Consider the following 22933-nt stretch of genomic DNA (forward strand, 5'->3'; position numbering starts at 1 on the left):
CGGATGCGGTGGCTGATGGCTGCCATGGTCGACGTCACGAGTTGATCAGGGAAGCTGCCCGGCAACGAAGTGATGACAGCTTGTGCCTGACGCTCGGTGTTCGCCTGAATGTCTTCGAAGATGCATCAAGCGTTCTGCACCAGGTGGAGGTGAAGCGAGACCTGATCGGGCCAGCGAGAGCTTGTTGGAATCTTGCCACGCAAAGTGTGCGCCACGGGGCAACCGTCTCGGCGGCCACGTCGCCGAGGTCGCGGCCGGCAAGGCAGTGGCAGGACGCGCCATCCTGACGCGCCTTTCCTAATGTCGCTTCAAACGGAACGGAAATTCGTCCGGTACCGGCATAGACCGTGGGCGCGAGCGTCTTGTCGCCTCGTCCGCGGAAGCCACTGAAGCGCTCGCCGCGTGGGGCGGGCGGGTCGTCATGAAGCTTGCCTCGCCCGACATCGCCCACAAATTGGATGCAGGATTGGTACAGCTCGACATTGCCGACGCCGCGACTGCCGCCGGTGTCTATGACAGCCTGGTTGCGAAGGCGAAAAGCCATTTTCCGGCGGCTCGGATCGAAGGCGTGCTGATGCAGGAACAGATCGGCGCGGGCGTCGAGATGATCGTGGGGTTGGCGCAGGATCCCGATCTTGGCCCAACCATCACCGTCGGCGCCGGAGGTATCTATGCCGAAATCTTGAAGGATGCCGCCACGCGCCCGCTGCCTGTCGACAGGCAAGACATTCGCGAAATGATCGCCAGCCTCAGGCTATCCGCATTGCTCGATGGCGCCCGCGGCGCGCCGCCTCCTGACAAGGATGCGATAAGAGGAAATCACGCCGCATTCTTTCATACGCCGCGGCCCGCCTATGAAGCATAGGTGGGGAAATTGGTCCTTGATTTTTTGAATCTCTAAGCTTCCGATGCGTCCCGCACGAGGCCGCGTCATGCCCACCGATAGCCAGTACATTCTCGAAAGCATCAAGCAGGGATGCACGGCGCTTAGCGATGACGAGTTCGTCATCGACAGGCTGGTAAAGTATTTCGGTAACGGGAGGATTCGGTGGCACGTCGAATTCCGTGGGCACCGCATCGAACTGACGACGGGCCAGATCAAGAAGCAGCCTACCTTCCGAAGGAAGATACTCGAACAGGCTGGTGTGCTGCCGCCCCAGCGTGCCGGGGCCAACTACCGGCGATGGGCTATAGACCTGAGGAAGAATGCCATCGAACTTCCTTGGCGGGACAGGCCGGTCGATGCCGGTTTCGCCATTGATAGGCTCGCCAGCCATGGGGATGGGCGCTGGACGGTTGAATACCAAGGCAAGGCGATCAAGTTCACGACGACCAAACTTCGCAGGCAAGTCAGTTTCCGCAAACGCATGCTGGCCAAGGCCAAGGTGCTGCCGCCCCAACTGGACCCGGCTGCCTATCGGAAGTGGGTGGACTGGCTCATTCAAAACGCCATAGAGGCTGCACCGCAGACCGGTGATGCCTCGATGGCAGAGAAAAGCTGGCTTGATGACCTACCAGAGCTAGCCGGCTGGTAAAATGACACCCCGCCCCGAGCGACCAGCTAGGGCGGCAGTTTCCAAAGCAGAAGCAATCGAGCCAAAGAGGGCGGCGGACGGTCTGCTCGATGCAAGTAAGATTCGCTCAAGATCGATATGTCCTGGGATTCGCCGTCGCTTAGTTTCATTGTTTCTTCGAAACTTCGCCGGGAATGCGCCGCAGCACATATGGCGCCGTGTCAGTCGATCGTGCGACTGACAACCAGAGCGTCCACCGCCACGGCACGCGTCGGCAAGACAATTACCGGATTCAGATCCAGCTCCACTATGCTTGAACCCGCTGCGAGCCCCAGTTGCGCGGTCCGAAAGACCAACTCGACAAGGGCTTCCTTGTTCGATGGAGCAGCACCTCGGGCACCATCAAGCAGTGGGGAAAGCCTGAGACTTGCGATCATTTCGCGAATGTCGTCCCTGTCTACGGGCAAAGGGCGCGTGGCGGCATCCTTGAGTATCTCGGCATAGATGCCGCCTGCTCCGACGGTGATTGTGGGGCCAAGGTCGGGATCCTGTGTCAGGCCAACGATCATTTCGACACCCGAGCCGATCTGTTCCTGCATCAGCACGCCTTCGATCCGAGCCGCCGGAAAATGGTTTTTCGCCTTGGCAACCAGGCTGTCATAAACGCCGGTGGCAGTCGCGGCGTCGGCAATGTCGAGCTGTACCAATCCCGCATCCGATTTGTGGGCGATGTCGGGCGAGGCAAGCTTCATGACGACCCGCCCGCCCAAATCCGGGAGCCTGTCGGCAGCTTCCGTGGCCGAGGTCACGAGGCATTCTTGCGCACGCTCTATCCCAGCACCTTCAAGCAGGTCGGCGGACTGCCCGCTGTCAAGCAAGCCGTTCTGTCGTAACGCTATCTGCTGCGCGACGGACAAGGGCGTTGCTTGCCACGAGCGGCGCCGGAATGCGCCTTTCGCAGCCTCGTAGTCGGCCCGTGCCCGCATGGCGCGGAAGCATTTGCGGAACGAGCGGAAGATCGGCACGCCGGATTTGACCAGGTCGCGATAGCCGGGGCTATCCGTCAACACCGAGCCCCAGACCGCAACGATGGGCTTTGGTGAGCGGGGTGCAAAAGCCAGCACGTCGGCGGCAAAACTGTCTGACAGCAGGCCAAGGGCCGCGGTCAGCCCGACCACGATGACGTCGACATTGGGGTCGGCGGCAATTGTTTCGAGCACGTCGATTCGCTGTTGCTGCGGAGCAGTGATGACAAAGCCGCCGCCATTGTCGATCGGATTGGAGACGGTGACGTAGGTGGGCAGGTAGGTGTAAAGCTTCTCGATCGTCGCCGGTGAAAGTTCGGGAAAGCTCACGCCGTAGCTGTCGGCCAACTCGGCCATCAGTGTCGTCGAGCCTCCCGAAACCGAGTAGAGCGCACAGTTGGGGCCGGTGCCCGCCGGCAGCTTGGCCAGCAGGTTGGCGGTCTCAAGCAACTCGTCGAGATCGCGGACCCGGATCACCCCATATTGCTTGAACAAGCCGTTGATGACCGCGTCCGCCCCGGCGAGATGGCCGGTGTGCGAGGCGGCCATGCGCGCGCCACGCTCGGTCGACCCCATTTTCAGCATGACCACCGGCTTCTTCATTGCATTGGCCGCCTCAAGCGCCAGCCTGAGCTTGGGGATCGACTTGAAGCCCTCGACATAGGCAGCGATGACCGACGTCTGCGGATCGTGGGCAAAGTAGTTGATGAAGTCGGCGACCTCGAGATCGACCTCGTTGCCTACCGTTACCCAGCGCCGGAAGGCAGCCCCCATGGCGACGCCCTCGACGATGGGCCGGCCGTTGAAGCCGCTTTGGGTGACCAACCCGACCAGGCCGCCGCGATGATGCTCCGGTACGGGAAATTGCTCGAAGGTATTGTCGTTGGTGTTCGGCCCGATGACACGCACGCCATGTTCGCGCGCCGCCTCGGCGACCTTGGCCTCGAGAGCAGCACCCTCGGTACCCACTTCCGAAAAACCGGAGCTGAAGACGATGACATCACGGACGCCGCGGCGACCGCAATCGGCGACCACCTGCGGAACGATCGCCGGCGCCACCTTGACGACGGCGAGGTCGATGTAGTCAGGCACCTCTGCCATCGACGTGAAGACGGGCACGCCGCCGGCCTCGCCACCGCGCGGATTGACGTAGCAGAACCGAACATCCTCGCCGAAGCGCCGAAACCAGTTGTGCGCCTGCGGCGACGCATCGACACGGCCGACATAGGCGATCCCGGTCTTCTTGCGGAACATGCGCTGCAGATCGGCCAGACTGCGGTCGAGTTCGTCGCGGGCGTGCCGGATTGCGTGTGGGATGGTCTGCATGATGTCGGGGTCTTTCGGTAGGGTTTTCAGATTGACGGGCAATTGGCCTAGGCCAAATGGCCGAATTCAAGTTCCTGGTGAGGTGCCAGGCTGGGGCACGAAACGCTCTGCGTCGGCATACCGGCGCCAGGAGAGGAGAGCGCCATGGGAACCGCGGCCAGCACGGCGAGACGGGCGGAGTTCGGATTCGAAGAACCCAATGAACTGCTGCGGGGCGTCACCAACGACCGTTCTGGCGGTGTGGTGAAATCCAGTCTGCGCGTGCTTTCTGTACTCGAATACTTCCAGGCCAATCCGCGGCCGGCGCGTACGACCGAGATCAGCCGGGCGCTCGCCATTCCCAACTCCAGCGCCGACGACATTCTGAAGACGCTGGTGCGCACCGGCTACCTCGCCTTCGACCCGCGCCAGAAGGTCTACCTGCCATCCTACCGGATCGTCACGCTCGCCCGGCGCCTCGAAGGTTCGTTCTTCGGTGGTACGGCGGTTTCCGACCTGATGGACGAGGTTCATCGCCGCACCGGCCTGACGGTATGGCTGTGCATGCAAAACGACCGCTGGGTGCAGTGTTCGGCGATCATTCCCGGCTCCGATTTTCACGCCGGCGTCCATGTCGAAGGCTTCACCGACTACGACTGGTCGACAGCGGCCGGCATGGCGCTTTTGTCGGGCAAGCCGCAGGAGGTGGTGGTGGAGATTGCCAAGCGCATGTTCCGCACCGAACCGCCGGCCAGGCGCACAGCCAGCGTGACCGCACTGCTCGACAAGGTCAGATCGGTTCGCAAACAAGGCTATGCCACCTCCCGCGGCTTCTCGGCGGAAGGCGTGACCGCGGTCGCGGCATCCTTCCAGTCGAAGTTCATGCGTGTTTCGGTCGCCGTGGGGCTTATCAGTGCCGCCCCCGAGGAGAGCTCCGGCACGGCTGCCCTGGGGGCCACCCTCAGGCAGATAGCGACCCGGCACCAACGCCTCGCGGAATTGCACCGGGCCAATGACGACCTGCCTATTTCGCCGGAATGGGAATTCCCGCGGCAGCAATGAAGCCCTGGTCGACGACGCGATCCTCCGGCATCAGCTCGGTGTAAGACAGCACCTCGGGAATGAGCGCGTAGGTCTTCTGCAGGCGCGTGGCGAGATCGGCCGGCATATAGAGGTTGGGATCGAAAGTAAGCGAGACACCCTTCTTCAGCGTCTCCTCGGGCAGCTGCAGCTCCTCAAGCATGATCTTCATGATCTCAGGGTTGTTGTGGTAGTCACCCTGGAGATAGGTGCGCGTCGTGCGTACCAGCGCCCGCATCACCGCCTCACCGATGTCACGGCGTTCCTTGAGCAGGCGCGGACCGAAGCTCCACGACCCTGCCGACATTTCCGGTCCCTGGACGAAGGCCAGCGACACCTTGGATTCATCAGCCTTCTGCCAGATGGAATCGATCAGGTAGCCGAAATTGACGGCACCGTTCTCGAGCGCCACCAGGATGTCAGGCGAAGCCATGGTCTGGAACTTCACGTCCTTGAGCGACAGGCCGACTTTGTCCAGTTCCGTCTGCAGGAAGTAGGAGGCTGTCGAGCCGAGGCCGATGGCGCTGGCGACGGTCTGGTCCTTGAACAGGTCGACGGTGAACTTGCGGCCGTTGAGAAAGGCGTTGTTGGCCCAGATTCCCTGCTTGGAGGCCGGCGACTGGACGAAGAGCGGCGCCACGACGCGGATGTCGGCGCCACTCGCAATGGCGTTGAAGACGGCCGCGCTCGGCTGGCCACCAAGCACGTCCGCGCGCCCCGTAGACAGGAGCACGATGCCGTCGCTCGACTTGGCGAAGGTGTATTCGATGTCGATATTTTCCTTGTCGAACTCACCCATCCGGTCGGCAAGGAGCATCGGTATGTATGCCTCGACCTTGGCGGTCATGGCGACGATCACCTTCTCGCGCTGCGGCAGTGGCTTCGGCGCGTCAGAGCCCTCGGCATGGGCGCCGAAGCTCACCCCGATCACGGCGGCGGCAAGTGCCAGTTTCTTCCATAGCGATTTCATAGCTTCCTCCCTGTTGATCCTCTTGGCCGCCGACCCTCCACCGGTCGGCAAACTCGTCATCAGCCGGCGTCGTAGACCAGCTTCCAGTTCGACCCGGCGAACTGCCTGACGCGCGGTCCACCGAAGTGGAATGCCGGGTCGCCCGGTGGCTCGGCGAACGAGATGACCGCGGTGTCAGGGGCCGGCGGCAGCGCCGCCCAGATCCGCCTGCCGGCTGTGTCGATGTCGACGCGATTGGGAATGTTGCGCTTGAGGCTCGCCACGCGCGGATAAAGCTCGGGATCGACTTCGGAGGCGGCGCGCAAGGCCGGCGTGTCGACGCCGCCCGGCCGCACTGCCACCACCCACGGCCCGGTTCCGCCGCGGCTCTGGCGCTCGCGTGCGACGACTTCGACCCAGTGTTCGATCGCAACCTTGGAAGCACAGTAGGTGGCAAGACCTTCGAGCGCTGCCACCGCCGCGCCGGAAGAAAGCATCACCAGCCCTGCCTCATAGCCGGGGCGGCAAGCATCGAGAAACGCTTCGGCAAGCACGAAGGGTGCAGCGAGATTGGCAAGCACGCCCTTTTCATACGTCTCCGAGAAGACCTTGCCGACCACGCCGATCGCTTCGGAATAATATGCATTGTGGATGAAGATGGCGCGTTTGCCACGAAACGCAGCCAATTCCCGAATGAAATGGCCGCGGATACGATCCCATGTCGAGGGATCGGCCAGGTCGAACACGACGCTCTCGTAATCGGGGTGCTTCCGGCGCGACAGATTGATGATACGGGCGTTGTTGAAAGGAACGTTGCGGGCGAGCCCGAGGCCGACGCCCTGCGTCGCACCGCTGATCCAGACGATGGTGTCGTGCATCGTTAGCCCTCCATCTCAGTTGCGCAGCACGACGGCGCAGGTCGGGCCCAGATCGCTTGAGCTGACGAGACAGCAGTCGGCGTTGTCGATCTGACCGGTCGAAGTGCCGCGCATCTGCTTCACGCCTTCGGTGATCATGTTGAATCCATGCAGATAGACCTCGGAGAGGCTGCCGCCGCCAGTGTTGACCGGCAGGCGCCCACCAAGCGCGATGCCGCCGTCCTCAGTAAAGGCTGCTCCCTCGCCTCGCCCGCAAAAGCCATAGCCTTCAAGGGTGAAGAACACTTCTGGCGTGAAGGCGTCGTAGAACTGCGCCACCTTGATGTCGGCGGCACGGAAGTCGCTCTGGCGCCACAGCGACTTCGCGCAGGTCGCGGCCTGCGAGCGCATCGGATCGGCCGTGAAATAGTTGGCAAGGATGGCACTGCCGCCATCGAAGCCCTGAGCCGCAGCGTGGATGTAGACGGGCCTAGTGCGGCAGTCCCTGGCGCGCTCCGCAGCGGTGACGACGAAGGCGATCGCGCCGTCGGTCTCAAGGCAACAATCGAACAAGCACAAGGGCTCGCTGACCCAGCGCGCGGCGAAATAGTCCTCGCGGCTCATCGGCTTGGCATGCATGAAGGCATTGGGATTGCGATTGGCATGGCTTCGGAACGCCAATGCGACATTGGCGAGATGATCGCGGGTGGCGCCGAACTCGTGCATGTAGCGCATGGCGAGCACACCCACCTCGTCGACCGGTCGGATGATGCCCCAAGGTCTCAACCAGGTGTCGCGGCTACCCTGGATACGCTGCTCCAGCTGGGCCCAGACGCGGCTTGCGCGGCCGCTGCGCTTGCGCGAGCGCCAACCGACCACGACCTTGGCCTGGCCAGTGGCAATTGCCATGGCGGCGTGGCCGACAGTGCCGCAACCGCCATGGCCGCCGGCGGGCATCTGCGCATAATAGGTCACCTCCTTCATTCCGAGGTCGCGCGCGATGTCGTGCTGGAAGACATTTTCCATGTTGAGCGAACAGAGCCCATCGACCTCCGAGGGCGAAATGCCCGCATCATCAAGCGCCGCCTTGATCGCCATACAAGCCAGTTGCTCCTCGCTCTCCGCCATCGCCTTGCCGAAAGCGGTCTCACCGATGCCGACGATCGCTGTGCGGTCCTTGAGGGAGATCGTGTCGTTCATGGCTTCAGACTCTCGGATGCGTGCGGCATCCAGCGCGGCAGAGTGATGTCGTCGGAGACGGCGGTGAAGGTGACATCGACCGGCAGACCTATGCGGATGGCCGAAGCCGGAACGCTGTTGATGGGGGCGTCCGGTGCCACAACAAGACTGCCGACCATGCGGATATGCGGATGATCGTCGAGTTCGACGACGACCATCGGATACGGCACTACATCCTGGAAACCTGGCAGCGTTGGGCCGTGGGCAATGCCGAACGACCACACTTGCCCCCTGCCGGCCGCGTCGACCCATTCTGTTTCGTCACGGGCGCACCGAGCGCAGAACGGATGGGGCGGGAACTGACAATGGCCGCAGGCGTTGCAGCGTTGCACGACCAGGCGCTTCTCGCGGGCCGCGTCCCAAAATCCCTTCGTGTCGGGATCGTCGCCGTAGGGCAAAGGGATGGCTGTCATGGTCTTGCCTCTGATGGTTGATCGGGTAGCAGCACTTCCATCGCCTCGAGCACTGGATCGCCGGCGAGCGCGACCTGAACGTCGACCTGTCGAGCACAGCTGGGACAATAGAAATGGCGGATGCGGAAACGCGCACTGCCGGGATAACGATCGGTGATGGCAGACCGCTCGCCTGCCGCGGCATCGTGGACGACCAGGGACGCGTAGAGACCCGCGCCCACGTTGCAGATGCCATGGCCGCAACTGGCGCATGCGATCTGTTCGCCACCGGACGCTTCGACGGCCCGGAAATGGCTGGAAAGGCGACGTCCGCTGACCTGACCTTCAGCCTTGCGCGGCTCGCGACCGCCGAGCCGCGCCCTGAGACGCGCTTGTCGCTCCGCCTCCGACGCGGCGTAGTCGATCACTACCTGGTCGCCGTCGAGGCGCAGGACCACGCCAAAATCGCGCAACGCACCGCTGACGCTGACAAGGCCATCGAGCACATCGACAGCAATAGCGGTTGGATCACGCTCGAGCGGATCGCCGAAGCCACCGCCACCTTGCGAGGACGTGACCAGTATCTGATCGGGGTGGAGCCTGGTGGCGGCATCCGGCAGCCGAACATCAGTGACATCTGCAAGGTCCGACCAGCCTTTCGAACCAGCTATCGGCACATCGCTGCTCATGATGGCAAAGCCGCTCGGCAATCCGGGTTCGCCACCGGCCGCCCCCATGGTCGCTGGATGCTGTAATCCTTGCGCCATGGACAACAGCGCGATCGAGCGTTCGGTCTGATGCGGGCGATAGGCATGCATCGCGCCGACGCCACCGCGGCGCCTGCCGGGTCCGCCTGAATCGGCAAGTTCGCGGCGCGTCAGATAGAGCACGGGATAATATGCTTCGTTGGTTTCAAGGTTCGAGGGCGTAGCACCCGGCGACGTCGCCGTGCCTGAGGTGTCGCTTCCGTCCGCATTTCGGGTGGCGCCGCCGCCGCCGCTCAGCTCATCCAGAAACAGCGTGGTGAACGGGTTGCCATCGAGCCTGTGTCCCGAAATCGACATGCCACCGGCGCCTGACGACTGCGACGACGCCATGGCCATGTACGCATGCGCCGCCGAAGCGTCGAGCAAGCGCGCCAGGCAACCGCTGACGCAGTTGCGGATCGCCTGGGCCGAGGTGCCCGTGCTCATCGCCACGCCAGCCGGCCACTCGGCGTCGACCACAGATCGCTTGCGGGTGCGGATGTCGATGGTCCGCCAGATGGCGCCCGGCATCCAAGGCAGCCCCTGGCAGATATGGACCAGGACCGCCGCCATGGTGAAGTTGGCCAGTGTCGGATAGGTGGCATTGACCGCGCCTGGCGCTTCATCGTCACTCGCGGTGAAGTCGAAAGTGAGCCTGTCGCCCGTCTTGGCCATGACGAGCCGGACCGCGTAGACCTGGTTCGGCAGATAGTCGGCGCCGCTGCGCTGCTCATGCTGGATGAAGGAGTTTTCGCGCCAGACGCCGTCAGGCAGTTCGGCGAGGCGGCGGCGGAATGCCGCCTCTGTCGAAGCAAGCAGCCTGTCCATCGCGTCGATCAGACCGCTGGTGCCATAGGCGGCGCAAAGCTCGAGAACCTGGCGCTCGGATGCACGGTTCGCCGCCATCTGGCCGAGCAGGTCGAGCGCGTTCAGCTCGGGCGTTCGGGTGCGGGCAAGATAGTCACGCTCGATATCGCGGCGGATCCGACCCGCCTCGACGATCTTGATCGGCGGGATCGGTATGGCTTCGTCGAAAATCGAGCGGGCGGCATAGTTGAAGCCGCCGCTGACCGGCCCACCGACATCCGGCTCGTGCACTGTCGACCCCGCCCAGGCGACCAGCCGCTCGCCATCGAAGATCGGCGCCACCAGCGTCACGTCGGGTTGATGCAGGGTTCCGAGATAAGGGTCATTGGTGAGAAACTGGTCGCCGGGACCGATGCCGGGGTTTTCACCGTAGCGATCGAGAATGTCGCGGACGATCAGGTTGAGCGATGTCGATTGGACGAGAATGAATTTGCTGCACGAGACCACTGTGCCGTCGGCGGTCATGATCGCGGTGTTGAAATCGCTCGCCTCGGACGCGATCTGCGAACCGGAGACACGGACCAGCGTCTCGCCGGCGTCGGCATTGATGGCCTCCAGCCGGTGGCGGATGATTTCGAGTTCGATCGGGCCGATTGTCATGCGAATTCCTCGATCCTGGGCGACGACGAGCGCGTGTGGGCCCCAGGCACGGCGATGGTGAGATTACCGTCCTCGTCGGTTGTCGCCATTTGGCCGGGATGGATCACTGCCGTTGTCTGCTCGGATTCGATGAAGGCAGGCCCTGATATCTCCGCGCCGGCGCCAAGTTCGTCCCACAAAAAGACAGGCGTTTCCCACTCGCGGCCCAAGAACCAGGCACTCCGGTGCCGGGCGGGCCGAGGCACGGCGCGCGTCAGTGCTGGAGCGGCGTCGGGCATGGCAATCGGCATGCGCGCTTCGACAATGATGGCCGCGAGCTCGATGGCGCTTTTGCCATGGGCTGAACCCTGGCCGACGATCTGCTCGTAACGGGCCCGGAATGCCGCCTCGGCAGTGGCGATATCGGCGCTTGCAAGCCGAGACGCCGGTACTTCGATGTCGATGCGGTGCAGCTGGCGAGAGAATTTCAGGCCGATCTTGCGCTTGATCTCGATGGCACCTGACAGGCCCGCCTCCGCCAGCCCTTCGAATTCGCCTCGAGCGCGCTGCTCGAGCCGACCGAATGCTTCGATCTCGCCGTCGCGGAAGTCCTGCAGCGGTCGGGCGGGCAGCTCGATCTCATAGGATGTCCGCAAGTCGCTGGAGGCTGCCCCCCAGGCGGAAAACTCCGGCGCCAGGCGCGGTATGACGATTGCCTTTACACCGATCTCGGCGGCATAGCGCCCGACATGCTGGGGGGCCGCTCCGCCATAGGCGTAAAGCACGAATTTGCGAGGATCGTGGCCGCGCTGCACGCTGGCACGACGGACGAGATCGGCCATCTGTGCATTGGCGACGCGCAATATCCCTTCGGCCGCCGCCTCGACTTCCAAGCCGAGCCTGCCGGCAAGCGGCGCAAGTGCTGACCGCGCCGCTGCGCGATCGAGCGTGAGTGCCCCGCCAAGGCGGTCAAGATGGCCCAGAACAACGGCGGCATCGGTCACTGTGGGTTGCGTGCCGCCGCGGCCGTAGCAGGCCGGGCCGGGCATCGAGCCGGCGCTCTGCGGGCCGACGCGCAACACGCCGAGTTCGGGATCGACGTAAGCTATGCTGCCGCCACCCGTTCCGATCGAAGCGAGGTCAATTGCCGGAACGGCAAGGCTGTGCCGGTCGATGCGTGGCCGCGAAGCGGCAGGCAAAGCGCCCCCCACGACAAGGCCGACATCGAAGCTGGTCCCGCCAACATCGGTGGCGAGCACATCGGCATGCCCGAGCCGCGCGCCGACCTGGCGAGCCGCCATGATGCCCCCCACCGGTCCGGACTGAAGCAGGTGTACCGGTGCATCGCGCAGCGAGCTCGCGCGACGCACGCCACCGCCCATGGTCACGATCAGGAACAGGCCGCCAAATCCCTCCTTGCGCAGCGCTTCGTCGAGCGAGGTCAGATAGTCGCCGACAAGCGGCGCGACATAGGCATTCATGGCGACGGTCGCGGTCCGCTCGTATTCACCGATGCGCGGCGCAAGCTCGCTCGACAGCGTCACATGCAGGCTTGGCGCCTCTTCGGCGACGAGTTCGGCGAGGCGGCGTTCGTGACCGCCATTGACGGGCGACCACATCAGCGCGATGCCGATCGCCTCGGCACCGCGCGCGACCAGTTGGCGGATCGACTGACGGGCCTGCTCTTCGTCCAGCGGCACGATGATGTTGCCATCGACATCGATGCGTTCGCGCACACCGATGATGCGGCGGCGGGGAACGAGCAGGTCCGGCTTACGCCATTTGAGCGCATTGATGCTGTCCTCGTCGGGCAGGCCATGCACCTTGTTGGAGCGCGCCATCGGCAGCGTCGCCTCGAAGCCTGAGGTGACAAGCAGGCCGACCTCGGCGCCGGTGCCTGTCAGAAGCGCATTAAGGCCAACCGTGGTGCCGTGCGACAGGATGTCGGTCGCCTCGAGGATATCGCGCAGGCTCTTGCCCAGCGAGCGTGAGGCGACGCCAAGCGAGGCAATCACACCTTCCATCAGCCGCCCGTGTGTCGTCAGCGCCTTGCCAACGCCGACGCGCCCATCCTTGGTGAGGATGACCGTGTCGGTAAAGGTGCCGCCAGTGTCGATGCCGACGATCTGCATATGCAATCTCGCAAATCATTCTTCAGGATGCAGTCCGCCGTCGGCCGAGCGCCTGGCGCTCACCGTTCGTGGCCTGCTGTGACCGCCGGAAACCCGGCGCGGGATTGAAACAACATTGCGGAGCACAACTTTCGCCGCAGCGCATCCGCCGTCCAAAGCAGCAATGATTTCCACCACTTGAGACACGTCGATTAGGCGTCGAACGGAGCAGGCTGTCAAACGCAACCGGCAATTTTCCGGCTATCCGGAAAATCTGCGGGAAGCGATTGTTTTGACGTTGCTAGCCGGCCTAGCCTTTCGTCCACGAATGCCTGCGGGCGCACACCGAACTGCACTTCCTGACGGAGCGACAGATGAACTCATTGCGCATAACCGACATTGCCACGGCCATGCCGCTGGTCGCCGAAGCAGCAGCCAAGATCGAGGTGCGGGGCGTGCGCAAGCGTTATGACGCCAACGGCAATGTCGAAGCGCTCGCCGGTGTCGACCTCAACGTACGGAGCGGCGAGTTCGTCTGCCTCGTTGGACCGTCGGGTTGCGGCAAGTCGACGGTGCTCAGGATGATCGCCGGCCTGCACAGGCCGAGCGAGGGCGAGATCCTGGTGCACGCCAGCGGCACGCGAGCGGTCCCCACCGCCATGGTGTTCCAGAACTACAATGTGTTTCCGTGGAAGACGATCCAGGCCAATGTCCGCTTCGGCCTGGAGATGACCGGCATGGCCGGCGCCGAGGCCGACAGGCGCGCCACCGCGTGGCTCGGCAAGATGGGTCTTGCCGACTTCGCCAACGCCTATCCGCCGGCGCTCTCCGGCGGCATGCTGCAGCGCGTCGCCATCGCCCGCGCCATGGCGGTCGAGCCCGAAATCCTTTTGATGGACGAACCTTTCGCCGCGCTCGATGCCCAGCACCGCCGCATCTTGCAGGACGAGTTGCTGACGCTTTGGCAAGAGGACAGACGCACCGTCGTCTTCGTCACCCACAGCCTCGAAGAAGCGCTGCTGCTCGGCGACAGGGTCGTTGTGATGTCGGCGCGGCCGGGACGCATCATCGCCGAATTCGAGGTGCCGTTCGCGCGGCCGCGTGCGCCGGAAATCCGCGGTGAGCCCATGTTCGCCAAGCTCGAACAGGAAATCTGGAACCTGCTGCGAGAGCAGGTCGGCAAGCACGCTGCCTGAAATCAAGATCGACGCGGAGGAGGCGACGAGCATGGAAAAGACCATCACTATCAGACCGGGCGAAGCAGAGCGCGACCCGCGCGGTTATGCACGCCGGGCGCAAAGGCAGGAAAAGGTGCTGGCGATGGCCACGCCTGTCGTGTTCTTCATCCTCTGGGAGATCTGTGCCCGCGCCGGCCTTCTCGATTCCCGCTTTTTCCCCGCACCAAGCGCGATCTTCCTGTCGGCGGTCGAGATGACGCGCACCGGCATGCTGCAGCAGGATGTGATGGCAAGCGCGCTTCGCGTGCTTGCAGGTTTCGCCATCGGCGTCATCACCGGGTTGGGAGCCGCGCTGTTGCTCGGCCTGTCGCGCCTGACGCGCGCAGCGCTGGAGCCGTTCCTCACCGCGCTTTACACGGTGCCAAAGCTTGCTCTGCTGCCATTGCTGCTCCTGATCTTCGGTCTCGGCGAACTGCCGAGCGTGCTGCTCGTCGGCATGACCGTGTTCTTCCTGGTCTGGATCCAATGCATGGAGGCGGTGCTGGCCATCCCCGAGAACTATCATGAGGCGGCTCGTTCGTTCGGCGCCAAGGGCTGGAACATGTTCCGCCACGTCACCTGGCCGGCGCTGCTGCCGCAGCTGTTCATTTCCATGCGCATCGCTATCGGCACGGCGGTGCTGGTCATCGTCGGCGTCGAGTTCGTCCAGGCAAGCCAAGGCATAGGCTACCGCATATGGCATTCGTGGTCGCTGTTCCAGGCCAACCGGATGTATGTCGGCATCTGCACTGTGGCCTTGATGGGTTTTCTGTTCAGCTCGCTGGTCCGCTGGCTGGGACGTGTGATGCTGCCCTGGACGGCGTCGTCGACCAAGAGGTCCCGCTAAGTCCCGCGGAACGACCGAAGTATCCCCAGATGCAATTGCTCGCTGCTCCGGGCGGCGTTTGGCAAAATGGCATCTTTCTTCGTCTGCCCTTCTAGCGGTGCCGCCACCAGGCGCGGCACCTACGGTGACCGGTGGGAGGCCACGAATGAGTTCCAAGATCTACATCCACGAATACATCGACATCATTGGTGCCAACCGGGCTAACTACTTCAGGCACATGACGACCGACTGGGGTCGGCACAGTGCCGAACGCCATCAGAAGTGCTTCGGTGTCTGGGGCACGCTCGGCAGTACCGGGCAGTGGCCTCAGGTGGTCAACCTGTGGGAGTACGACGACTGGGATAGCCTTGCCGCCAGTTTCGCGCATGAGACAGGCACCGACACCATGCAGGACAAAGCCCTTGAGACATGGTGGCTCACCGCGCAAAGCTACCGCAGCGGCGGCTTCGACCGCGTGTTGATTGCAGCCCCCTGCTCGCCCCATATCGAACAGCTTTGCGCCGAAGGCACCGTCGTGGGTGCTAAGGTGTTCCTGCATGAGATCGTCAGCATCAAGCCAGGCTTTGCACAGGACTATCTGCAACTGGTGTCGGAGCATTGGCTCGGGCAGGCGCAGGAACTTGGGCTCCAGCTCGTCGGCGCATTTCGCACCGCCATGTGCAATGATTCCGAGGTGGTGCTTATCTGGGCAATGCAGGAATGGAGCGACTGGGCCCGTGTAAGCAAGGGGCAAGGCAGCCAGCCATTCCGCACATGGCGCGCCAAGACCAAAGATATCGCTCTCGACTGGGTCGGGCATCTGATGTGTTCGGCACCAGCCTCTCCGCTCAAGACTGGCGTCCAGCCTTAGTCAGACAGGGAGACATCAACGAGCGATTTATCCGACCCACTACAGCGGCACATCGTTGAACGCGCAGAAATGCACCGACGACCTCCTACCGGTCATGGCGAACCAAGAATGGACGATGCTCGCCCTCGGACGCAGCAACGGTGAACTGGCGCCCAAATTGCTGTCCGTGCTTGGAAACAAGGCTCCGACCAGGGCGACTACCCGGCTCGCTCAGCTCAGGACGGGGTAGCTCGGCACAAAGATCCCGGACACCGGCGGATGCTGCCAGCTCCTGTCGGGATATTTGGCGATCAGACCCTCGAACTGCCGCTGCGCGCGTTCGCGCGCGGCACGAATGTCGAAACCGGAGAGCTTGCCGTCGAGCATCGACAGCCGCCCGTCGACGAACACCGCCTGAGTGACCTTGCCCGAACCACCCAGCACCAGGGTCGTGATTGGATCGACCGTCGGCGTCATGTGAGGATCGTCGAGCCGGAAGATTGATATGTCGGCTTTAGCGCCGACGGCGAGCCGGCCGATGTCGGTGCGACCAAGCGCCTTGGCACCGCCAAGCGTGGCTGCATCGTAAAAGTCCTTGCTCAGGACCGCATCCGACGCCTTCTCGCTGATGCGGCAGGCAACCAGGCCCAGCAACAGGTTCATCAGCATGTCAGGCGGCGAGGTGTCCGTCGCCATGCCGATGTTGATACCGAGCTTCCTGCAGGAGGCGAACGAGTTCAGCACGCTGCCCATGCGGGCCGAAACCAGTGGCGAATGCGCAATGGACACGCCGTTGTCGGCGTAATGCTTCAGGTCTTCAGCCGAGGCATAGGTGGCGTGCGGGGTAATCAGGCGCTCGTTCAGCAGGCCATGATCGGCCATCCACTGCGGCCCCGAAACGCCGTGCAACTGGTGCATTGTATCGAGCTCCAGCTTGCCCTGGGCCATGTGCAGCCGCGCCCGGCAATCGAGGTCGCGCGCCGCCGCCATGGTGCGTTGCAAGACCGCGAGCGTGCAGGTCTCGACCCTGTCGGGCGCCAGCATCCCGTTGACCAGCCCGCCATGCCGACCGTGCTGACGCTCGATGAAGGTGATGGCATTCTCAAGGCCGGCAAGGCCCCTCGCCTCGTCGAAGTCAGGTACGATCTTGCCCGGCGCTTCCAACACCATTCCGCCCGAGCGGTAGGCAGGGCTCAAGAAGACGCGCAGGCCTAGATCACCGGCCGCGTCCGCAGCCGCGTCGAACTCGGCGACCGTCTCGCCCCATTCACGATAGTAGAGCGAAGCGATGGGCGCTGCCGTGGTGACGCCGTTGAGCAGCGACAGGCCGAAGGCGAACTTCTTCTGGAAGGCCAGCTCCTCGGGCGAATACATCTCGTAAGGTCCGCGCTTGACATAGGAGCGCGGCCAGATACGGCCCTTGGCCCAACCGGGCTGGTTGTCTGTGACCAGCACATAGGTGTCGATGTCGGACAGCGCGTCGAGGTCGATGAGACCGGGGCTGATCAGGGCTGCGCCGAAGTCGATGCGCCGGGCGACCTCGCCATCGAAACGGCGACCGGCGAAGATGACCTCGCCCGCTTCGATCACCAGCTCGCCGCGGGGCACCAGGCAGTGCCCTTCGCCGCGATAGGCAAGCAGCCAGTCTGCGGTCATGAGCGTGCGGCCAGCCGGCCGCTGGCCGAGGGTCAGCTCTTCGGGACGTGTCATCGCCAATCCAGTCTGAAGGCGTCGCGCCTGCCGCGGGCGGGCACAGTTAAAGAAAGGGCGCTTCACAGGTTGATGAAGCGCCCAGGTCTTGGGAGTTGACGTCGGCTGGGCTTAGTCGCCGGCCATCTGCGTCAGCCAGTGGCGCGGCTTGTTGTCCGAGCGGAAGTCGACGCTCTTGACCGTGGCCTGCATCGCCCAGGCAATCGGCTGCTGGTGCAGCGGAACCAGGATGGTATCGTCCTTGGCGATCTTGAGAGCTGCTTCCTCAAGCTGCAGGCGCTTGGCGCTGTCAGGCTCCTGCACCGACTGCGCAACCAGCTTGTCGAGCTCCGGATACGACCATCCGCCATAGTTCGACACACCCACCTTGTCTTTCTTGGTGGAGAGCACCTGGGCCAGGATCGAGTAGGCATCGAGCGTCGGCTCGTTCGCCCAGCTCAGGTTGAACATGTCGGCCTTGCCTTGCGTACGCTTGGGTGACTGGATGGCACGCGGCGCAATGTCGATCGAGACGTCGAAGCCGGCGCGCTTCAGCATGTTGGTGATGCCGGCGCAGAAGTCCTCCTCGTTGATGCTCTCGTCGTTGGAGCACATATAGGTGAACTTGAGACCTTCCTGGCCGGCGTCGGCAAGCAGCTTCTTGGCACGTTCCGGATCGGCCTTGTTGTAGGTGTCGAGCGACTTGGCATAGCCCGAGATCTCAGGCGCGATCAGCGAGCCGGACGGACGGGCAAGCCCGCGCATCACCTTGGCATTGATCAGGTCGCGGTCGATCGCCGCTTCCACGGCCTCACGGACACGCACGTCGTTGAACGGATTGGCGCGCCCATCCTCCAGCTTCTCCTTGCGGTTGAAGCCGAGGAAGACCGTGCGAAACTCCTGCTTCTTCAGGACCGATAGGCCCGGCGAACTTTCGAGACGGGGAAGGTCCTGGATCGGGAGCGGAATCGACGAGATCGACTTCGCCCGACAGCAGCGCTGCGACGCGGGTCGCCGGCGAGGCGATCGGCAGGTATTCGATACGGTCGAGATTGTGCTTCTTCTCGTCCCACCAGGCATCGTTGACGAGCAGCACGGTCTTGCTATCGGCCACGCGGCTTTCGAGCTTGAAGGGGCCCGTGCCGTTGGTGTTGTGGGTCGCGAAGCCTTCCGTCTTGGTGTCGACGGCGGTCGGCTTTTCGGTGTTGTTGTCCTTCAGCCATTTCGCGCTGAACATGAAGATGTTCGTCATGTCGTTGAGGAACAGCGAGGTTGGCGCCGAGACTTCGACATCGACCGTGTAGTCGTCGACCTTCTTGCTGCTGACGTAGAGCGGGATGTTGCCGCGCAGCGGCGAGGCCGGATCGGCGACGCGGTTGAGCGAGGCAATCACGTCGTCGGCGGTGAAGTCCGCGCCGTTGTGGAACTTGACGCCCTTGCGCAAGGTGAAGCGCCAGACCTTGTTGTCGATGAGCTTCCACTCGGTTGCCAACGCCGGCTCGATCTTGAAGTTCGCGTCGTAGCGGACCAGGCCCTCGTAGATATGGTTGAGGAACGACAGGTTGAACGTCGACGCAATCGAGTCTGGATCGAGCGAATAGATATCGGCCCGGCCGCCCCAACGCAGGGTTTCCGCACTGGCCGGTGCGGCCAGGGCGACGGCCGCCACCGCGCCAAGAATAATCCGTTTCAAGCGAGACATGTTACCTCCCAATGTACTGTCTTCTCGATCTCCACCATCACGATGGTTGACGACATTGTCAACAATATCGTTGACGTAAAGTACCCAAAACAGTAGCAAAATTGTTGCGCGCGTCCTTATCCGCCGCGGGACGCTCATCGCTTCGAAAGATGCGGCTTGGGCTCAACAACTTGACTGGAATGGACAAAATCGCATGAGCGAACTGCTGTTGCTCCATGGAACCATCGTAACCGTCGATGCCGAGCGGCGGATCATCGAGGACGGAGCAATCGCCATATCGGGCGACAGGATTGTCGACATTGGTTTGGCGAGCGAACTCGAGCCCAGGCATCAAGGCAAGAAGGTTGTCGATTGCCGCGACAAGCTCATCATTCCGGGCCTCATCGACGCCCACGGCCACGCCGGACACGTGCTGATCCGCAGCATCGCGGCGGATACCAATTCCATGTGGATGCAGATCGTCACGCCGACCTACTACCACTACACCACCCGCGACTACTGGTACGCGGACGGTATGGTTTCCGGCCTCGAGCGGCTGCGCGCTGGTGTCACGACGGGTGTCAGCATCATCTCTTCCATGCCGAGAAGCGACGATCCGGTCTTCGCCAGCAACCATGCCAAGGCCTATGGCGAGATCGGCCTGAGGGAGATCATCTGCGTCGGCCCGGCAGGCTTGCCCTGGCCGCATCCGGTGACACGCTGGGAGAGCGGAAAGCCGGAACGGCGCCACATCTCGTTTGAGGAGATGATCGAGGGCGCGGAGGCGACCATCCAGGAACTGAACGGCAGTGCCGAAGGGCGCATCCAGGTGTTCCTCACGCCTTTCACCATCGTGCCGTCACTGGATCCCTCCAACACAACGACGCCGGACCGGGCGGTCAAGCTCACCGACAACGACCGTATGCAGGCCCGCCGCGTGCGCGAGACAGCCCGGAAGTGGGGCGTGCGTATCCATTCCGACGCCTTCGCAGGCCAGATCCGCATGGCCTTCCAGGACAAGGAGAACGCCATCCTCGGCCCTGATGTTCATTTGCAGCACTGCTGGGGCATCTCGCATGAGGAAGTCGATATCCTGGCCGAGACCGGCACCTTCGTCACCCACGCACCGCCCGGTCGGGCGACGCCGATCCTCGACATGATCTCCAAGGGCGTGCCGGTGGCCGTTACCTCCGACGGCGTCTCGCCGAGCCGCCACTTCGACATGTTCCAGATGGCGCGGCTTGCCCAATACACGCAGCATCTGCTTCACAACCACGACCGCTACCTGCTGCCGCCGGGCAAGATGTTCGAGATGATCACCATCGATGCCGCGAGAGCACTTGGCATGGATCACGAGATCGGCTCGCTGGAGATCGGCAAGAAGGCCGACATCGCCATCATCAACATGCGCCAGCCGCATCTGACGCCGAACTGGATGGTCGTTCACCGGCTGGTCCAGCAGGTGCTCGGCAGCGACGTCGACACCGTCATCGTCGACGGCAAGATCCTGATGGAAGGCACCAAGGTGCTGACGACCGACATGGAGCAGGCGCTTGATTTCGGCGAACGCGAGGCGCGGGCCCTTGTCGACCGGGCCGGCCTCCGGGCGCATATGCACGATCCGGCCTGGGGCAAGCTGTACAGGACCTTTGAGGAACCTGTAGTGCCGCCGGCACCGCCTGCCTTGTAGCGTTCGGCATCCTTGGTGGTCTGCCGCAGCAAGCAGCCACCATCCACCAAAAGCAAAGGGGCCCGAAGGCCCCTTTGTCGTTTCCGGCATCAGCTATTCGCGGCTCTCAACTGCGGATCGGCATCAGCAATCTTCGGCCCCTTCTGGCGCGGGAAATCATAGGCGTTGACCTTCGAGGTGACATAGCCCGCGCCGACAAGCGCTTCGGCGATCTTCAGGGCAGCGGTCACCCCGTCGATAACCGGCACGCCAGTTGCCTTGGCCAGTCGGTCGCACAGGCTCGACATGCCGGCGCAGCCGAGGATGATCGCTTCGGCACGATCATAGAGCTTTGCGCGCTCGATCGTCTCGATCAACAGGCGCTCGGCCGTCTCGGGGTCTTCCTCAAGACCGAGCACCGGCAAGTCGATGGCATGCACGGCGCGGCAATGATGCCCCGCGCCATAGGCCTGGACGATGTCTTCGATGATCGGCACCGAGCGCGGCAACGTGGTCACGACCGAAAAGCGCCGGCTGATGGTCATCGCCACCTGCACGGCAGCCTGGCAGATGCCGATCACCGGCCCCTTGGCAACTTCGCGGGCAGCATGCAGGCCCGGATCGTCGAAACAGGCGATCACATAGGCGTCGACGCCCTGTTCCTCGCCCTTGCGGATTTCCGACAGCATATCAGGCACGGCCAGGGCCTCGTCGGCGCTGCCTTCGATGCTGACAGGCGTCCGGGTCGGATTCACTGCGCTTACATGCGTTCCCGCGCTTGCCACACGCAGCGCGCTTTCCAGCGCCTGGTTGGTCATGGAGGCGGTCGAATTTGGATTGATCAGGCGGATATGCACTTTGCTGGATCCTACTCGCCGCTTTCGTTTGCCTTGAGCACATCCGCCATCGCCGGCGCCTTGAGCACGAACTGGCGGTCGGAGGTAATGTAATTGTCCGCATGAAGCCGGGCGATCGGCTGATAGACCTCGGGATTCACATAGCGCCCAGCCTCGTCGAGGCAGTCGCGGCGGACGTGCATGTGCACCACTTCGCCCAGCACGAGCACACGGCGCGGGTACTCGATCAGGCGCTCGACGCGACATTCGAACGCGCACGGCGCACTGGTGACGTAGTCGACATCGATCTGCGCCCCCGGGGCGGTGGGCAGTCCGGCCATCTCGAGTTCGTCGACATCGCTGTCGAAGCCCAGGCCGCAGACGAGCATCTGCTGCGACAGCGCCATGTCGACCATGTTGACCACGAACTCGCCCGTCCGCCGGATATTGACCACCGTGTCCTTGTCCTCGCCGGAAAGGCGCGGCTGGATGCCGAGCACCACGATCGGCGGCTCATGCGAGAACACGTTGAAGAAGCTCATAGGTGCTGCGTTGCTGCGCCCCGTGGCCGAGCGGGTGGTGACGAGCGCGATCGGCCGCGGACCAATGAAATTGGTCAGCAGGCGATAGCGGCTGTCCATCTCCAGCTTGGTGAAATCGAATTCCATATGCCCTCTCAATTCCGAACCGCTTGGTACACAATTTTCTATTTAATTGTCAGCAAAATGGGATTCGGGTAATTTATTGGAATGTTGACATTTGATTGTGCATGACAAATGTCGGCCTTCGTGGGAGGCATCGCTTCATGACCGAGCAAGCAAGCGTTTCGACGCAGCAGATTGTCGAAAAAGTATGGCTTTCGATTGCCGAGCGCCGGCTGCGTCCGGGCGTCCAGCTCAAGGAAGGCCAGCTGGCTGGAATCTTCGACGTCAGCCGCGCGCGCATTCGCCAGGCGCTGACGGCGCTTGAGCGCGAAGGGCTTGTGACGATCATCCCCAATCGCGGCGCTTTCGTGTGCCAGCCGTCCGTCGACGAGGCCCGAGACGTGTTCTTCGTGCGGCGCTCGGTCGAGCGCTGCGTCGTCGAGCGCATCTGCAAGTCGAAGTCGAAGGCCGATGTCTCCAAGCTGCGCAGCCATGTCGCACGCGAGAGGGTGGCAAACGCGAATGACGCGACCACCGACATCATAAAACTGTCCGGCGGCTTCCACCTCTTGCTCGCCGAGCTCTCCGGCTCGGACTTCCTCTTCGGCATGATGCGCGACCTGATCTCGCGCACGTCGTTGATCACCGCCGTGTATCGCAACACGGCGCGCTTCAACTGCGGGCCGGACGAACATGACGAAATCGTTGAGGCAATCTCCGCTGGCGACGTCGAAAAGGCTTTGCGGTTGATGCAACATCATCTCGATCATGTGGAGGCCGAGCTGGACCTCAGGGAGGTCCGCGACATGTCGCACGACCTCAAGGCCGCCCTGGCATAGTCCACATCTGGCATTGTC

At 63.1% G+C, this 22933-nt stretch carries 18 protein-coding genes and 1 pseudogene; 8 read left to right on the forward strand and 11 right to left on the reverse strand.

The features are described 5' to 3' along the window. Positions 1-340 precede the first annotated feature (340 nt). On the forward strand, positions 341-865 hold the full coding sequence (locus ACHMW7_RS02525) for an acetate--CoA ligase family protein (RefSeq protein ID WP_395446703.1): 525 nt from the start codon (positions 341-343) through the stop codon (positions 863-865). Between the two features lie 67 nt (positions 866-932). Continuing rightward, positions 933-1535, forward strand: coding sequence for a hypothetical protein (locus ACHMW7_RS02530; protein ID WP_395446315.1), 603 nt, complete (start codon positions 933-935; stop codon positions 1533-1535). A 200-nt stretch (positions 1536-1735) separates the two neighbouring features. On the opposite strand, the gene ACHMW7_RS02535 is transcribed toward ACHMW7_RS02530, so the two are convergent. Next, a complete protein-coding gene (locus ACHMW7_RS02535) occupies positions 1736-3865 on the reverse strand; it encodes an acetate--CoA ligase family protein (protein ID WP_395446316.1) in 2130 nt (709 codons plus the stop codon). 144 nt (positions 3866-4009) lie between these two features. On the opposite strand from ACHMW7_RS02535, the gene ACHMW7_RS02540 reads away from it, so the two are divergent. After that, positions 4010-4906 (forward strand): IclR family transcriptional regulator, encoded by an 897-nt coding sequence (locus tag ACHMW7_RS02540; RefSeq protein WP_395446317.1) that lies wholly within the window; start codon positions 4010-4012, stop codon positions 4904-4906. On the opposite strand, the gene ACHMW7_RS02545 is transcribed toward ACHMW7_RS02540, so the two are convergent. Genes ACHMW7_RS02545 through ACHMW7_RS02570 form a run of 6 tightly spaced genes read right to left on the reverse strand, consistent with a single transcriptional unit; the run spans position 4869 to position 12685 of the window. Continuing rightward, complete coding sequence (locus ACHMW7_RS02545) at positions 4869-5894, reverse strand: ABC transporter substrate-binding protein (RefSeq protein WP_395446318.1); 1026 nt, start codon at positions 5892-5894, stop codon at positions 4869-4871. The genes ACHMW7_RS02540 and ACHMW7_RS02545 overlap by 38 nt on opposite strands. Before the next feature lie 59 nt (positions 5895-5953). Beyond that, on the reverse strand, positions 5954-6751 hold the full coding sequence (locus tag ACHMW7_RS02550) for an SDR family NAD(P)-dependent oxidoreductase (RefSeq protein ID WP_395446319.1): 798 nt from the start codon (positions 6749-6751) through the stop codon (positions 5954-5956). A gap of 15 nt (positions 6752-6766) precedes the next feature. Beyond that, entirely contained in the window at positions 6767-7930 is a 1164-nt protein-coding gene (locus tag ACHMW7_RS02555) for a thiolase C-terminal domain-containing protein (RefSeq protein ID WP_395446320.1), read from the reverse strand. Beyond that, complete coding sequence (locus ACHMW7_RS02560) at positions 7927-8382, reverse strand: Zn-ribbon domain-containing OB-fold protein (RefSeq protein WP_395446321.1); 456 nt, start codon at positions 8380-8382, stop codon at positions 7927-7929. The genes ACHMW7_RS02555 and ACHMW7_RS02560 overlap by 4 nt, the downstream gene beginning before the upstream one ends. Then, positions 8379-10574, reverse strand: coding sequence for a hydantoinase B/oxoprolinase family protein (locus tag ACHMW7_RS02565; RefSeq protein WP_395446322.1), 2196 nt, complete (start codon positions 10572-10574; stop codon positions 8379-8381). Before ACHMW7_RS02565 ends, ACHMW7_RS02560 begins: the two co-directional genes overlap by 4 nt. Next, positions 10571-12685, reverse strand: a complete 2115-nt coding sequence (locus tag ACHMW7_RS02570) for a hydantoinase/oxoprolinase family protein (protein WP_395446323.1) — start codon at positions 12683-12685, stop codon at positions 10571-10573. The genes ACHMW7_RS02565 and ACHMW7_RS02570 overlap by 4 nt, the downstream gene beginning before the upstream one ends. 353 nt (positions 12686-13038) lie before the next feature. Between ACHMW7_RS02570 and ACHMW7_RS02575 the strand changes: the two genes are divergently transcribed. The 3 genes from ACHMW7_RS02575 to ACHMW7_RS02585 all read left to right on the forward strand — a co-directional run bounded on the left by ACHMW7_RS02575 (position 13039) and on the right by ACHMW7_RS02585 (position 15578). Continuing rightward, positions 13039-13860, forward strand: a complete 822-nt coding sequence (locus ACHMW7_RS02575; RefSeq protein ID WP_395446324.1) for an ABC transporter ATP-binding protein — start codon at positions 13039-13041, stop codon at positions 13858-13860. 31 nt (positions 13861-13891) lie between these two features. Continuing rightward, complete coding sequence (locus ACHMW7_RS02580; protein WP_395446325.1) at positions 13892-14728, forward strand: ABC transporter permease; 837 nt, start codon at positions 13892-13894, stop codon at positions 14726-14728. A gap of 145 nt (positions 14729-14873) precedes the next feature. Beyond that, positions 14874-15578, forward strand: a complete 705-nt coding sequence (locus ACHMW7_RS02585) for a hypothetical protein (RefSeq protein ID WP_395446326.1) — start codon at positions 14874-14876, stop codon at positions 15576-15578. Positions 15579-15788: 210 nt separating this feature from the next. On the opposite strand, the gene ACHMW7_RS02590 is transcribed toward ACHMW7_RS02585, so the two are convergent. Further along, a complete protein-coding gene (locus tag ACHMW7_RS02590) occupies positions 15789-17267 on the reverse strand; it encodes an amidohydrolase family protein (protein WP_395446327.1) in 1479 nt (492 codons plus the stop codon). A 111-nt stretch (positions 17268-17378) separates the two neighbouring features. Further along, positions 17379-18948 (reverse strand): annotated as a pseudogene (locus tag ACHMW7_RS02595) (ABC transporter substrate-binding protein). 193 nt (positions 18949-19141) lie between these two features. On the opposite strand from ACHMW7_RS02595, the gene ACHMW7_RS02600 reads away from it, so the two are divergent. Further along, positions 19142-20617, forward strand: coding sequence for an amidohydrolase family protein (locus ACHMW7_RS02600; RefSeq protein ID WP_395446328.1), 1476 nt, complete (start codon positions 19142-19144; stop codon positions 20615-20617). An 89-nt stretch (positions 20618-20706) separates the two neighbouring features. On the opposite strand, the gene ACHMW7_RS02605 is transcribed toward ACHMW7_RS02600, so the two are convergent. Continuing rightward, positions 20707-21453 (reverse strand): aspartate/glutamate racemase family protein, encoded by a 747-nt coding sequence (locus ACHMW7_RS02605; protein ID WP_395446329.1) that lies wholly within the window; start codon positions 21451-21453, stop codon positions 20707-20709. An 11-nt stretch (positions 21454-21464) separates the two neighbouring features. Beyond that, a complete protein-coding gene (locus tag ACHMW7_RS02610) occupies positions 21465-22100 on the reverse strand; it encodes a flavin reductase family protein (RefSeq protein ID WP_395446330.1) in 636 nt (211 codons plus the stop codon). Between the two features lie 137 nt (positions 22101-22237). Here ACHMW7_RS02610 and ACHMW7_RS02615 point away from each other — a divergent pair, with 137 nt between their 5' ends. Beyond that, positions 22238-22915, forward strand: a complete 678-nt coding sequence (locus tag ACHMW7_RS02615) for a GntR family transcriptional regulator (RefSeq protein WP_395446331.1) — start codon at positions 22238-22240, stop codon at positions 22913-22915. Positions 22916-22933 lie beyond the last annotated feature (18 nt).

Source organism: Aminobacter sp. UC22_36, assembly GCF_044056035.1.
Classification (GTDB): domain Bacteria; phylum Pseudomonadota; class Alphaproteobacteria; order Rhizobiales; family Rhizobiaceae; genus Aminobacter.